Here is a 14,619-nt window from a genome sequence, read left to right on the forward strand (position 1 = left end):
CAAGAGACAGCCCTCCCGACGGGACGCCCGGCCGACCCCTCCGGCCCGGTCCGGCGATTTCCGGGGGGTGCCCGGCGGGTGGAAGAATGCCCCGGGGCGGCGCGCCGCCGCCCACCACCAGGCCGTGAGACGAGTGAGGAAGTGCCCGACGTGGCCGACAGCAGCCCCGAGACCGACTGGGTGTCCCGCTTCGCGGACGAGGTCATCGCCGAGGCGGAGCGTCGCGCACCCGGCAAAACCATCGTCTGCGCCTCCGGGCTCAGCCCCTCCGGACCGATCCACCTGGGCAACCTCCGGGAGGTCATGACCCCCCATCTGGTCGCCGACGAGATCCGCCGGCGCGGCCACGCCGTGGAACACATCATCTCCTGGGACGACTACGACCGGTTCCGCAAGGTCCCGGCCGGCATCGACGGCGTGGACGCGTCCTGGGAGGAGCACATCGGCAAGCCGCTGACCTCCGTCCCCGCCCCGCCCGGCAGCCCGCACCCCAACTGGGCCGAGCACTTCCGGGCCCCCATGGAGGCCGCCCTCGCCGAACTCGGCGTGGAGTACCGGGGGATCAGCCAGACCGCGCAGTACACCTCCGGTGCCTACCGCGAGCAGATCGCCTTCGCGATGCGCGAGCGCGGACGCATCGACGCCGTGCTGGACCGCTACCGCACCAAGCCCGGCGCCGGCACCGGTGCCAAGGGCGCCCCGGCCAAGGGGGCCAAGGGTGCCAAGCAGCAGACCCCGGCCGACGCCGCCGAACTCGCGGCCGTCGAGGGCTCCGGCGCCGCCGACGAGGACGACGGCGGCTCGGGCACGGCCGGCTACTTCCCCTACAAGCCGTACTGCACCGTCTGCGGCCGGGACCTGACCACCGTCACCGCCTACGACGACGACACCCGCGACCTCGCCTACACCTGCGCCTGCGGCCACGGCGAGACCGTGAACCTGAACACCTTCGACCACGGCAAGCTGGTCTGGAAGGTGGACTGGCCGATGCGCTGGGTGTACGAGGGCGTCGTCTTCGAGCCCTCCGGTGTGGACCACCAGTCGCCCGGCTCCTCGTGGGTGGTCGGCGGACAGCTGGTCACCGAGATCTTCGACGGCGAGCAGCCCATCGGTCCGATGTACGCCTTTGTCGGCATCACCGGTATGGCGAAGATGTCCAGCTCCAAGGGCGGGGTGCCGACCCCGGCCGACGCCCTGGAGATCATGGAGGTGCCGCTGCTGCGCTGGTTGTACGCCCGCCGCCGGCCCAACCAGTCCTTCAAGGTCGCCTTCGACCAGGAGATCCAGCGGCTCTACGACGAGTGGGACGCCCTGGGCCGCAAGATCGAGGAGGGGCGCGCCCAGCCCGGCGACATCGCCGCCCACCGCCGCGCGGTCTCCACCGCCGCCGGTGACCTGCCGGCCACCCCCCGGCCCGTCGCCTACCGCACCCTCGCCTCGCTGGTGGACATCACCACCGGCCACGAGGAGCAGCTCACCCGCATCCTGCGGGACCTGGACCCCGAGCGGCCCATCACCGACATCGACGAGGTCCGTCCCCGGCTCGACCGCGCCGCCCGCTGGGTCGCCACCCGCCTCCCGGACGACCAGCGCACCCGCCTGCGGACCGAGCCGGACGCGGAACTCCTCGCCGGCCTCGACGACGCGCAGCGCGATGAACTGCGGCTGCTGGTGGAGGGCCTGGAAACCCACTGGTCGCCCGAGGGGCTGACCACGCTGGTGTACGGCATCCCGAAGGTGATGGCCGGGCTGGACCCGGACGCCAAGCCGACGCCGGAGCTGAAGCTCGCGCAGCGGGAGTTCTTCGTCCTGGTGTACCGGCTGCTGGTGGGCCGCGACACCGGCCCCCGGCTGCCCACGCTGCTGCTCGCCGCCGGGCCCGACCGGGTCCGCGCCCTGGTCGGCGGCTGACGCCGGACCGGCGCCGGTTTCCGCCGGCGCCGGCCGTGTGGCCCGCCGGTCGGGGGAGCGGTGTCCTCGGGCGGTGCGGCGGCCGTACCGGGGCCGCACCGCCCCGCGTCCCGGCTCGCGACGGAGGGCCCGTCACGGTCGCCGGGCGGACCGCCGGTTCGCGGTGCGCGGGACCGAACGCGTCTCCGGGGTCACGCCCGCCGGGAAGGGGCTCCGGTACGGGGCCCGCACCCGGGGCCGCCGGGGACGCGCGGGAGTTCCGCCTTCCGGCCGCGCGGAGCGGACCGGGCGTCGGTCCGGAACCGGTCAGACGCCGGTGCCCATCTCGCTGCGGTGACGTCGCTTCATCTCCGAGAGCAGGGGCCGCAGGTACCCCTCCGTCAGCAGACCGCCGTCGGCGTTGCGGACGCCGTGGTTGTCGAACAGGTGTCGGGAGAACTGCCGGGCGTTGGGGTACTCCCCCTGCGCCATGACGTAGGTGCCGAGGAACTCGTAGAGGGCCGCGTCCTCGGCCTTCCCGGCCGGCAGGCCGATCGCGCGCTCCGGCTCCGGGGCGGCCTGCGGTTGCGGCCGGTGCTCGGAGGGGTCGGGCAGCGGCGGTTGGTCGACGACGGCCGTGACCGTGAGGGGTTCGACCCGCCGGAGGGTGTCGTCGCTGTCGAACGGCTCCATCGGGTCGGCGACGGGGCCCAGCGCCCGGCTGCGGTTGGGACCCACGGGGACGGGTTCGGGGAAGCCTCGTGGCGCCGGCCGCGGCGATCAGGCAGAGACCGAGCACCCAGTGGAAGGTGTCGGCGAACGCCTGCGGGACATCGGCGCCCCGGGTCTCCAGGCGACTCTGCAGCACGACGGCGAGGAGGGCGGTGCCGATGGAGCCGCCGACGGTGTTGAGCAGGTTGAGGGCACCGGCGGCACGGGGCAGCAGGTCGGGTTCGACACGGCTGTAGACGATGTTCATGACGGGCGCGCCGACCATGGCCATGCCGAGGCCGCGCACCACGAGGGAGCCGGTGATCAGGGCCTCGGGCAGGTCGTGGCCGAGTTGGGTGAAGGAGATCGTGCCGAGCAGGATCAGTCCGATGCCGGCGAGGACGAGAGTGCGGGGGGCGAGGGTGTCGATGGTGCGGTGGACCAGCACCGAGCCGGCCACCGCGCCCACCCCCTGAAAGGCCAGCACCAACCCGGCGCCGGGTGCCGACAGACCGTGGCCGGTCTGCAGGTACAGGGGCAACAGGAAGGTCGTGCCGAACACCGAGGCGCCCAGCACGAGGAGGGCGAGGGCCGCCGCGCCGAACGGCGGGCGGGTGAACAGCCGGGGGTCGATCAGCGGCGCGCGGCGGGCCCGCAGGCCGTGCACGATGAACCCGACCAGCATGAGCGCGCCGGCCGCCACCCCGAGGGCGGCGGGCAGGCCCCGACCGTGCGCGACCTCGGTCAGGCCGAGGACCAGCACGGCCAGGCCGGGCGACAGCAGCAGGGCACCGCGCAGGTCGAAGGGGGTGTGCACGGGCGCCGGCGGCACCACGGGCACGTACCGCAGGGCGAGCGGGATCGCGAGGGCCCCGATCGGAAGGTTGACCAGGAACAGCCACGGCCAGGACGCCGCGCCGAGGATCGCGCCGCCGATCAGCGGCCCGAGCACCGGGGAGAGCATGGGCACGACCGCGACCACGCCGAGCACCCGCCCGGTGCGTCCGGGCCCGGCGACCCGGGCCAGCAGGGCCTGCCCGGTGGCCGGCAGCAGCCCGCCGGTCAGGCCCTGGAGCACCCGGAAGACGATCAGGCTCGGCAGCGACCAGGCCAGCGCGCACAGCGCCGAGGCCGCCAGGAATCCGCCCACGGCGAGCAGCCAGACCCGCCGGCCGCCGAAGCGGTCGGCGAGCCAACCGGAGGCGGGCACGGCGGCGACGACGGCCAGCAGGTAGGCGGTGGTGACCCACTGGATGTCGGCGACGGGGGCGTCGAACCCGGTGGCCAGGGTGTCGATGGCGACGGCCACGATGGTGGCGTCCACGGTCGCCATGAAGGTGCCCAGGACCAGAACGAACGCGATGCCCAGCAGCCGCCGGTCGGTCCCGGAGCGCTCGTCGGGCGGTGCCGTGCCGGGGCTCATCGGCGCTCTGGGAGGGCGCGCGCGCCCCGGTCGGGCCGCCCGCCCGGGGCCGCGCCGGCGGTCAGGGGGCGGGCCCGGGCCGCGATCCCGGCGACGGTCCCGCCCTCGATGACGTCCCGCGCGGTCAGGTCCAGTCCCCGGCGGCGGGCCCGGAAGACCACCCGGAGGGAGGCGATGCTGTCCCCGCCGAGGGCGAGGAAGTCGTCGTCGGGGCCGATGTCCCGGGTACCCGGGATCTCCCGCAGCACCTCCCGCAGCACCTCCAGCAGGGTCGCCTCGGCCGGTCCGGCGGGGTCGCGTCGCTCGGCGACGACCTCCGGCCCGGCCGGGGTCGCGGCGGCGTGCCCGCCACCCGGGCCCGACGGCTGCCGTCCCGGCGGGGTGCTCGCCGCCGGCTCCGCGCGCAGCCGGGCCGGGTCGGGCCCGGTTCCCTCGGCGGGGGCGTCGGAGCCGGGGCGGTCGGTCGACGGCGGTCCCGCCTCGTCGCACCCGTACCGCCCGGGCCCGCGTTCCCGGGCCGGGGCGGACCCGCCGCCGAGGCGCGCCGCCTCCTCCCGTTCCGCGGGGTCGAGGAGGGACAGTGCGATGGCGGGCCGGTCGGGGTCGGCCACGATCTCCCGCAGGAGGGCGAGCAGCCGACGGCCGTACCCCCGCACGGTCTCCGCCTCGAAGACGTCCGGCCGGTGGTCCAGGTGGATGGTGATCGCGTCACCGGGGAGGACGACGCCGGTCAGCGGATAGTGGGTGGCGTCGGTGATCTCCACCCCGGCCAGGTCCAGGCCGGGCTCGACCGGGATCCGGGTCCGGTCGACCAGGGGGAAGTTCTCCATCACCAGCACCGTGTCGAACAGGTCGCCGATGCCCACCGCACGCCGGATGGCGGGCAGGCCCACGTGGTGGTGGTCGGTCAGCGCGACGCTCTCCGCGTGCAGGCGCTCCATCACCTCCCGCGCGCTCTCGTCCGGGGCGTACCGGACACGCACCGGGACGGTGGCGCCGAGCTGACCGATCATCGACTCCACGCCGGGGACCTCGGCGGGCCGGCCGGAGACCGGACAGCCGAACAGCACGTCTCGGCGGCCGGTGAGCCGGCCCAGCAGCAGGCCCCAGGCGGTCTGCAACACGGTGGTGAGGGTGACGCCCCGCTCGCGGGCGAAGGCGCGCAGCCGGTCGCTGAACTCCCGGCCGAGGTCGAGGCTCACCCGTTCGGGCCGCTCCTGCGCGCCGGTCCCGGTGCCGGCCGGGGCCAACCGGGTGGTCTCCGCCCCGGCCAGCGCCTCCCCCCAGGCGTTCAGGGAGGCCTGCCGGTCCCGGCCGGCCAGCCACCGGAAGTACTCGGTGGGCGGCGGGGCGGTGGGCGCGACCGGGCCGCCGCCCAACTCGGCGTGGATCGCCAGGAGGGTGTGGCCGACCAGCGGTGTGGACCAGCCGTCGAGCAGCGCGTGGTGGTTGGTGATCACCAGCTTGTGCTCGGTGGGGCCGACCCGGGAGAGCAGGAAGCGGATCAGCGGCGGCCGGGTGGGGTCGAAGGGGCGCTCCAGTTCCTCGCGGGCGGCCTCGGGGAAGCGGTCGTCGCGCCGCCAGTGCAGGGTGACGTCGGCCGGGACCACCTGCACGATCCCCTCGCCGGTGCCGGTGCCGTTCGCGGTGCCGGTGCCGCCCGGGTCGTCGACGGGGGCGAGGTGGACGCGCAGCGCCGGGTGCCGGCGCAGCAGTTCCCGCGCCGCCTCCGCCAGGCGGTCCGGATCCAGCTCGCCGACCAGCGTCGCCACGGCCTGCACCACGTACACGTCGGTGTCGCGGTCGCCGCGCGCCAGGGTGTGGAAGGCCAGGCCGAGTTGCAGGGGCGTGGTGGGCAGCACGTCGGCGATCCGGCCCCCGGTCCCGCTCTCCAGGGCGTCGATGGCCACCTGGTCGAGGTCGACCAGCGGCAGGTCGGAGGGGGTGAGCCCGCCGACGGCCTCCCGGGCGTGGGCGGCCAGCGCCTCCAGCGCCGCGTCCCACGCCTTCCGCAGGGTCTCCAGCCGGTCGGCGTCGAGCACGCCGCCGGCCGCCGTCCACTCGACGGCGAGCCGGGGCCCGTCGTGGCCGTCGTGGTCGCGCCCGTCGGTGGCCTCGTGGACGAAGCTGTTGAGGGCCAGCACCTGTTCCAGGGCCTTGGCGTCGGGTTCGACCACCGAGAAGGCGTCCCGCTCGGGCAGCCGCCAGTCGGTGCCGGCGGGCGGGGCGAAGCGGCCCAGATGGTTGAGCAGCACGTCCGGCGGCGGGGTCGCGGCCAGTTCCGGGCCGGCCACCGGGTCGAGGTGGCGCAGCACGCCGTAGCCGATCCCGCCGTCGGGGACGGCGCGCTTGGCCTCCTTGGCGGCGCGCAGCACCTGCCGCACGTCCCCGGCGGTGGGCACCCGCACCGGGTACTCGGCGGTGAACCAGCCGACCGTGCGGGCCAGGTCGAGGTGTTCGCGGCCGTGTCCCTCCAGGGTGACGGTCACCGCCCCGTCGGTCCGGTCTCCGCCATCGGTGAGTCCGGACTCCCGCAGGGCGAGCACCAGGGCGGCCAGCAGCACCTCGTCCACGCCCGCGCGGTAGGAGGCGGGCAGCGTGGTGAGCACCGCCTCGGTGACCTCCGGGGAGGCGACGGTGACCGAGCGGTGCGCGGTCGCGGCCGTGTCCCGGGACGGGTCGAGGGCGCGGGGGCCGAGGCGCGCGGCGGAGGCGAGTGCCCCGCGCCACAGGTCGAGTTCGCCGCGCCGGGCGCCGGTTCGGCCCTGCTCGGCGAGGAGCGCCGCGTGCCGCCGCCAGGAGGTGCCGACCGGGTCGAGGACGCCACCGGCGCAGGCGGTGTGCAGGTCGGGCAGCAGGATCCGCCAGGAGACGCCGTCCACGGCGAGGTGGTGCGCGACGATCAGCAGGCGGTCCGGGTGATCGGGGAGCTCCGGTTCGTCCGTGCCCCGGGCGGCGCCGCGGATCAGCGCCACCCGCAGCAGATCGCCCGAGGCGGGGTCGAGTTCCCCGGCCAGCGCCCGGGCGGTGTCGGCGGGGTCCGTGACGTCCGTGCCGCGGAGTTCCGTGACGACGGCCGGCACGGCCCCCGCGGGCAGCACCTCCGGGCCGTCGGGGGTCAGGCGCAGTCGCAGCGCGTCGTGCCGCTCCAGCACCGCCCGCACGCCCCGCTCCAGGTCCCCCCGGCCCGGGAGGCCGACGCGCAGCGCGGTCCACTGCGCGTACCCGGCGATGACGGCCGGGTCCGGGTGCGGGTCCAGGAGTTGCCGCACGATGGGCGGCGCGGGCACCGGGCCGACCGGCTCGTCCGTCGGCGCGGGCTCGTCCGCCACCGGTCGGGCGGCGGCGGCCAGCGAGGCGAAGTCGCGGCGGGCCATCAGGTCGCGGGGGCGCAGCTCCAGGCCACGGGCGCGCAGCCGGCTGCTGACGGTGATGGCGGTGATGCTGTCCCCGCCGAGGGCGAAGAAGTCGTCGTCCGGGCCGACCCGTTCGGTGCCGAGGACCTCGGCGACCGCCGCGCACAGCAGCCGCTCGTGGTCGGTCGCCGGCTCCCGGCCGCCGCCGGTGACCGCCGGGGCGGGCAGGGCGGCGCGGTCGAGCTTGCCGTGGGCGGTGACGGGCAGCGCGTCGAGGACCGTCACCACGGCGGGCACCAGGTGGTCGGGCAGCCGCCCGGCGAGGTGGGCGCGCACCGCCTCCCCGGTGATCGCGGGGGCCTCGGCGGTGCCGGGGGCGCCGGGGGTGCCGGCGGGGTTCGCGGCGGCGGGCACGACGTAGCCCAGGAGCCGGGAGGAGCGCACGGCGGCGGCGGCCGCGGCGACGCCGGGAACCGCGCCGAGCGCGGCCTCGACCTCGCCGAGTTCCACCCGGTGGCCGCGGACCTTCACCTGCCCGTCGCCGCGCCCCAGGTACTCCAGGCCGCGCCCGGGCACCCACCGCACCAGGTCACCGGTGCGGTACATCCGCTCCCCGGGCGGGCCGAACGGGTCGGCGACGAACCGCTCGGCGGTCGCGTCGGGCCGGCCGAGGTACCCCCGGGCCAGGTGCGGGCCGGCCAGGTACAGCTCGCCCGGGGTGCCGTGCGGCACCGGTTGCAGGGCGGTGTCCAGGACCCGGATGCGGGTGCCGGCGAGGGGCCGGCCGATGGTCGGTTCCTCCCCGGTGATCGGGGCGCCGGCGGCGTCCACGGTCGCCTCGGTGGGCCCGTACATGTTGCGGGCGGTGATCCCCGAGGCGGCGACCCGCCGCCACAGGGCGGGCGGGGTGGCCTCCCCGCCGAGGACCAGCAGCGTCGGCCGCAGCTCCGCGAGACCGCCGTCGAGCAGCGGCACGGCCATCGAGGGGGTGGTGTCCACGACGTCGATGCCGTCCCGGGCGAAGGCGGCGAGCAGGGCGTCGGCGTCCCGGGCGGTGTCGGTCTCGTAGAGGTGCAGTTCGTGCCCGCACAGCAGCCACAGCAGGGGCTCGATGGCGGAGTCGAAGGCGAGGGAGTAGGTGTGGGCGACCCGCAGCCGCCGGCCGGCGGCCCGTTCGGCGTCCGCGATCACCGTGGCGCGCTGGTGGTGCAGGAGCGCGGCGAGGCCGCCCACCCGGCCGAGCACGCCCTTGGGGCGGCCGGTGGAGCCGGAGGTGTGGATGACGTGGGAGAGGTGGTCGGGGTGCCGGGGCCCGGACAGCTCCCCGGGGGTCAGGGGCGTGCCGGAAAGGTCGGCGGCCTCCGCCCACAGGGTGTCCACGGGCAGCGTCGGGGCGGGGAGCGGCACGTCGAACGCGTCGTCCGTCGACGCACCGTCCGCCCCGCCGGCGGTCAGCACCAGCGCCGGACGGGTGTCGGCGATCAGCTCGCGCGTCCGCTCCGCCGGCTGCTCGGGGTCCAGCGGCTGGAAGGCGGCGCCCGCCGCCTGCACCGCGAGCACGGCGGCGAGCGTGTCCGCCGAGCGGGGCAGCGCGAGCGCCACCACGTCGTCCGCGCCGACGCCCCGGGCCCGCAGCGCCCGGGCCAGGCGGTGCACCCGCTCCCCCAGCTCCCCGGTGCTCCAACGCACCTCGGCGTCGACCAGGGCGGTGCGGTCGGGGTCGGCGGCGACCATCGCGGCGAACGCCGTCGGCAGATCCGTCGGCGTGCCCGGCAGGGCCGGCGGGGCCCACTGCGCCGGGACCCCCGCCGCGCCGGTCAGGGGGATCCGCCCCACCGGCCGGCCGTCGGTCAGACCGGCCAGCATGGCCCGCAGCGCGCCCAGCCTGGCGTCCACGGCGGTCCGGTCGTGGGTCCGGGCGTCCACCTCGAAGCCGAGCAGCAGTCCGCCGTCGCGGGTCGGCAGCACGCTCAGGCCCATGTCCTCCGGCGGGCCGCCCGCCACGTTGCGCATCACGCCGACCGAGCCGGCGAAGTCGAGGGTCAGGTCGAACGCCTTGAGGTTGATGCCGCGCCCGTGCAGCAGGCCGCCGGCGCCGGGGACGCCGAGGTCGCGCGGCAGGTCCTCGCCCCGGTACCGCTGGTGGGCGCGCATCTCGCGCATCGCGGCGGCGACCCGCCGGCCCAGCTCGCCGAGGTCGTCGGCGGGGCGCACGGTCACCCGCAGCGGCAGCACGTTGACCGCCATGGAGGGGGTGCGCAGCTCCGCCGAGCCCGATCGGCACATCAGCGGCAGCGCGAACACCACGTCGGTGCGGCCCAGCACCCGGTGCAGGAAGGCGGCGTAGCAGGCGATCAGCGCCTCGCCCCAGGTGACGCCGGCCCGGTCGGCGGCGGCGCGCAGCGCGGCCAACTCCTCGGCGGAGACCTCCGCGCGGGCGGTCAGGGTGCGGTCGGGCGGGCCGGCGGCGGTGTCCGGGCCGGCGGAACCGTCGAGGTCGGGCAGCGGCGTGAAGCGGTCCACCCAGTAGGCGCGGTCGGTGGCGGCCCGCTCGCTCCCCCGGTAGGCCAGGTCGGCGGCGACCACGTCGGCGAACGCGCCGAAGGTCCGGGCGGGCGGCTCGGTGCCGCGCACCAGGGCGGTGTACCGGGCGGCGGTGCGGCGGGCCAGCATCGCGGCGGTGTACCCGTCGAAGACCAGGTGGTGGCCGAGCTGGGTGTACCAGACCTCCCGCTCGGAGAGCCGCAGGACGGTTCGCGCGTACAGCCGCCGGTCCACCATCCCCCGGAACTCCTCGGCGCACCTGGCCCGTTCGGCCTCGACGAAGGCGGTGGCGGCGGCCTCCGGGTCGGCCTCCCCGGTCAGGTCCACGACGGCGGGCGGCTCGACGGGGGCGGTGTCGACGCCCTGGCGGGGGCCGTCGGGGGTGTCCGTCACCCGCAGCCGCAGGCTCTCCGCCTCCTCGGTGGTGGCCCGGATCGCCTCGGCCAGGGCCCCGGTGTCCACCGGTTCGTCACCGGATATCGCGATCACGTCGCCGACCAGGTAGTACGGCGAGTCCGGCTCCAGGCGCTGGGCGTTCCAGATGCCCAGCTGCGCGCCGGTCAGGGGAAGCGGCTCATCCGGGGAGAGGTGGGGGGTGCTCAACTCGGTCTCCTTGGAGTGTGGGGACGACCATCGGCGTGCCCGTCACCGGATCGGGGACGATGAGGCTCGGCAGGTCGAACACGTCCTTGATCAGTGCGGCGTCCACGATGTCCGCCGGAACGCCCTCGGCGACCACGCGGCCCTCGCGCACGGCGACCATGTGGTCGGCGAAGCGGCACGCCTGGTTGATGTCGTGCAGGACGGCGATCACCGTCCGGCCCCGGTCCCGCAATTCCGAGAGCAGGGCGAGGAGTTGGTACTGGTGGGTGATGTCGAGGAAGGAGGTCGGCTCGTCCAGCAGCAGGTAGGGGGTCCGCTGGGCGAGCACCATCGCCACCCACACCCGCTGCCGCTGGCCGCCGGAGAGTTCCCGCACGAGGCGGTCGGCGAGGTCCTCGACACCGGCGGCGACCATCGCCTCCTCGACCGCCTCCTCGTCGCCGGGTGCCCACAGCCCCAGCAGGGACTGGTGCGGGAACCGGCCCCGGCGCACCAACTGCCGGACCCGGATGTCCTCGGGGGCCAACGGGTCCTGCGGCAGGAAACCCAACTGCCGGGCCAGCGCCTTGGCGGGGTAGTCGCCGACGTCGCGGCCGTCGAACCCCACGTGCCCGGAGTCGGGGCGCAGCAGCCGGACGAAGGCGCGCAGCAGGGTGGACTTCCCGCAGCCGTTGGGGCCCACGACGGCGGTGAACGCGCCGTCGGGGATGTCGAGGTTCAGCCGGGTGGAGACCACCCGGTCGCCGTAGCGCAGGGTCAGGTCCCGGGCGGTCAGTCGGACGGTCGGGGGCGTGTCGGGATGCGCCTCCGGGGTCCCCGCCCGGGCGTCGGCGCGTGCGTCGGGGTGTGCGGTCATGCCCGCCGGACCTCCCTGGTCAGCAGCCGGATCAGATAGCAGCCGCCGATCGCGGTGCTCACCACACCGACCGGCAGGGCGACGGGCGCCAGCAGCGCCTGCGCGATCAGGTCGGCGCCGAGCAGCAGTACGGCCCCGGTCAGCGCGGCCGGCAGCAGCGGCACCCCGGGCGCGCCGGCGAGCCGGCGGCCGATCTGCGGGGCGGCCAGCGCGATGAAGGCGATCGGCCCGGCGACGGCGGTCACCGTGGCGGTGCAGCCCACGCCGATCAGCACCATCAGCAGCCGCAGCCGCTTCAGGGAGACCCCGGTGGTCACCGCGATCGCGTCGCCGAAGGAGGTCTGGTGCATCGCGTGCGCCCGCGCCACCAGGAGCGCGAGCAGCACGGCGAGGACCGTGAAGGGCAGCCACAGGTGGTGCCAGCCCACGCCGTTGAGCGAGCCCGCGCTCCAGCCCACGGCGGCGATGGCCACCTCCAGTTCGGCGCGCAGCACGATCCAGGAGTTGACCGCCGTCATCATGGCGTTGACGCCGATGCCGATGACCACCAGCCGCAGCCCGGAGAAGCCGCCCTTGGAGGAGAGCAGGTAAATCGCCGCGGCCACCGCCAGACCGCCGACCACCGAGGCCAGCGCCCGCTGTCCGGAGGTGCCGGCCAGCACCGTGATGGCGAACAGCGCCCCGGTGTACGAGCCGGTGTCCAGCCCGATCACGTCCGGGCTGCCCATCGGGTTGCGGGTGAGGTTCTGGAAGATCGCCCCGGCCACGCCGAGCGCGGCCCCGAAGACCAGCGCCGCCGTCACCCGGGCCAGTCGCCACTCCACGATCACCACGGAGTGCTCCGGCCCGAACAGCACGGCGAACACCTCGCCGGGGGTGGACCACGAGGCGCCGAAGCACAGGCCCACCAGGGCCAGCCCGAGGGCAATGGCGACCAGCACCACCGTGAGGACGACGGTGCGCAGGTCGGCCCGCAGGCGGCCGAGCCGCAGTTCGCGCGGGCCGCGGCGCGGTCGGGGGGCGCGGGTCATCGGCGTGCGGGGGCGTTCGCGCAGATCGGTCACAGCGTCCCCGCCCCGTGGCGACGGACGGCCCGGATCAGTATCGGACCGCCGAGGAACGCGGTCACGATCGCCACCGGCACCTCGCCGGTCGGCAGCAGCACCCGCGAGCCGATGTCGGCGAACATCAGGAGGATCGGACCCACCACCATCGAATGCGCCAGCAGCCACGGCACCGAGCCCCCCGCCACGCGGCGGACGAGGTGCGGCACCATCAGCCCCACGAACAGGATCGGCCCGGCCAACGCCGTCGCCGCCCCGCTGAGCACGGTGACCAGCACCAGCACCGCTGCCCGGACCCGGTTCACCCGGGCGCCCAGGGTGTGCGCCACGTTCTCGCCCAGCGCCAGGGCGTTGAGCGAGCGGCCCAGCAGCAGCGCGCAGGCCAGCGCCACCAGGACGGCGGTGACCGGGATGAGGATCGGCGCCTGCTCCCGGGCGGCCAGCGAACCGATCGACCAGAACCGGTAGACGTCGAAGACGTCCGGGGTCATCAGGCGCAGGCCCAGGGCCACGCCGCCCAGCACCGCCGTGAGCGCCACGCCGGTGAGGACCAGGCGCAGCGGCGAGTGCCGCCCGACCGCGGTGACCAGCGCCGCGGCCAGGACCGAACCGAGGATCGCGAAGCCCATCGTGCCCGCCGGGCCGGCGGCCAGGCCGTACGCCGACCCGAGGGTGATGGCGAACCCGGCGCCGGCGGTGACGCCGAGGATGCCGGGCTCGGCCAGCGGGTTGCGGGTCATCGTCTGGATCAGCGCGCCCGCCACGGCGAGCGCGGCGCCCACCACGACGGCCAGCAGCGCCCGGGGCAGGCGCAGCTCGCGGACGATCACGTGGTCGTCGGTGCCGGCGGGGTCCAGCAGGGCCCGGACGACCTCGGCGGGCGGGATCGAGCGGGCGCCGATCCCGATGCCGACCACGGCGACGACCAGCAGCAGCGCCAACCCGCCGAGGAGCAGACCGACCTGCGTCACCCCCCGCGCGGTTCCCGTCCGCCGGGCCTCGCGATCCTTGACGGTCACCGGTCCAGCAGCGGGGCGAACGACTCGTCGAGCGCCTCGAGTGCCAGCATGGCCTGCCGGTAGGTGGCGGCCTCGGTGTAGCGGACGGGGAAGGTCATGCCGGCCCGCACGGCGGGCAGGTTCTGCCACAGCTCGGAGTCCATGACGTACTGCACCGGCTCGGGAACGCTGCCGTCGGCGTTGACCGTGTAGGTGATGGCCTCGGCGTCGCCCAGCGACTCGGGCAGTTCCTCGATGGAGGGGTACTCGCTGACGGCGCGCGAGCCCGGGCCGGGCTCCTTGACCTCGCCGTAGTAGCCGGCCCCGATGTCCTCGGCGACGTTGGTGCCCCAGGAGCCGCCGAACTCGCGCTGGAAGGTGCCGCCCGCCACCTCGCCGTAGGCGCCGATGTGGCCGAAGTCCAGGTCGGGCAGCACGTCGGCGTACTTCTCGGCCAGTTCGGCGGCGGCGGCCTCGTACTCGGCCTGCACCTCGTCGAATTGCTCCAGCGCGCCGGCGGCGTCGGCCTGCTGCCGGGACAGCTCGCGCCAGGCGGAGGGGATGGTCGGGCCGATCGCCACGACGGGGGCGATGGATTCCAGGCGGTCGAGGTCGAGGTCGCCGAGGACCGGGGCGGGCACGCCGATGACGATCAGGTCGGGCTCGACCTCGGCTATGGCCTCGTAGTTGGTCTCCGCCGCCAGTTCGCCCGCGACCCGGGTGATCCCCTCGTAGGTGGCGAGGTCCTCCTCGGTCATCAGCGGCTCGCCGCGCTGCCAGGAGGAGATGCCGACCAGGGGGGCGCCGGCCTCGATGAGGACGGGCACGGCGTAGCCGGTGGCCACCACGCGCTGCGGGTCGGCGGGGATGGTGATGTCGCCGTTGTCCGCGGTGAACACCCGGGTCTCGTTCGACTCCGTGCCCTCGGCGTCGCCGTTGTCGGAGTTGTCGGAGTTACCGGAGTTGCCGGGGTTGCCGCTTCCGTCGGCGTCGGAGGAGCCGCCGCACGCGGTGAGGCTCAGGGCCAGGGCGACGGCGCCGGCGAGGACCGCGGATCTGCGGATGGACATGCGAAAACTCCCTCTTTCGCGGCAGACTGACCCTGCCAACTTAGGTAAGCCTTACCTTAGCTGATGGTGGTTCCGGCGGGACAGTCCCCCGGGTGGGGCGGGGT

Annotated in this window: 7 protein-coding genes and 1 pseudogene; 1 reads left to right on the plus strand and 7 read right to left on the minus strand. The window is 75.7% G+C overall.

What is annotated here, in order from left to right:
- The first annotated feature begins 150 nt into the window (after window positions 1-150).
- Window positions 151-1,911: a lysine--tRNA ligase gene (gene lysS / locus FOE67_RS03950; protein WP_182660428.1), complete on the plus strand. Its 1,761-nt coding sequence runs from the start codon at window positions 151-153 to the stop codon at window positions 1,909-1,911.
- A 306-nt stretch (window positions 1,912-2,217) separates the two neighbouring features.
- On the opposite strand, the gene FOE67_RS03955 is transcribed toward lysS, so the two are convergent.
- The 7 genes and pseudogenes from FOE67_RS03955 to FOE67_RS03985 all read right to left on the minus strand — a co-directional run bounded on the left by FOE67_RS03955 (window position 2,218) and on the right by FOE67_RS03985 (window position 14,515).
- On the minus strand, window positions 2,218-2,628 hold the full coding sequence (locus tag FOE67_RS03955; RefSeq protein ID WP_182660441.1) for a hypothetical protein: 411 nt from the start codon (window positions 2,626-2,628) through the stop codon (window positions 2,218-2,220).
- Window positions 2,627-4,024, minus strand: a pseudogene (locus FOE67_RS03960) (DHA2 family efflux MFS transporter permease subunit); the annotation flags it as partial. The pseudogene FOE67_RS03960 and the gene FOE67_RS03955, both read right to left, overlap by 2 nt.
- Window positions 4,021-10,527 carry a non-ribosomal peptide synthetase gene (locus FOE67_RS03965; RefSeq protein ID WP_182660430.1) on the minus strand — a complete coding sequence of 2,169 codons (6,507 nt, stop codon included), beginning with the start codon at window positions 10,525-10,527 and terminating at the stop codon, window positions 4,021-4,023. The pseudogene FOE67_RS03960 and the gene FOE67_RS03965, both read right to left, overlap by 4 nt.
- Window positions 10,499-11,383 (minus strand): ABC transporter ATP-binding protein, encoded by an 885-nt coding sequence (locus FOE67_RS03970; RefSeq protein WP_182660432.1) that lies wholly within the window; start codon window positions 11,381-11,383, stop codon window positions 10,499-10,501. The genes FOE67_RS03965 and FOE67_RS03970 overlap by 29 nt, the downstream gene beginning before the upstream one ends.
- Window positions 11,380-12,414, minus strand: coding sequence for a FecCD family ABC transporter permease (locus FOE67_RS03975; protein WP_182660439.1), 1,035 nt, complete (start codon window positions 12,412-12,414; stop codon window positions 11,380-11,382). The genes FOE67_RS03970 and FOE67_RS03975 overlap by 4 nt, the downstream gene beginning before the upstream one ends.
- Window positions 12,415-12,443: 29 nt before the next feature.
- Window positions 12,444-13,466 carry a FecCD family ABC transporter permease gene (locus FOE67_RS03980; RefSeq protein ID WP_182660434.1) on the minus strand — a complete coding sequence of 341 codons (1,023 nt, stop codon included), beginning with the start codon at window positions 13,464-13,466 and terminating at the stop codon, window positions 12,444-12,446.
- Window positions 13,463-14,515 (minus strand): ABC transporter substrate-binding protein, encoded by a 1,053-nt coding sequence (locus FOE67_RS03985; protein WP_182660437.1) that lies wholly within the window; start codon window positions 14,513-14,515, stop codon window positions 13,463-13,465. The genes FOE67_RS03980 and FOE67_RS03985 overlap by 4 nt, the downstream gene beginning before the upstream one ends.
- Between the last annotated feature and the right edge of the window lie 104 nt (window positions 14,516-14,619).

This window comes from Streptomyces calidiresistens (assembly GCF_014141525.1).
In the GTDB taxonomy this organism is placed as follows: Bacteria; Actinomycetota; Actinomycetes; order Streptomycetales; family Streptomycetaceae; genus Streptomyces; species Streptomyces calidiresistens.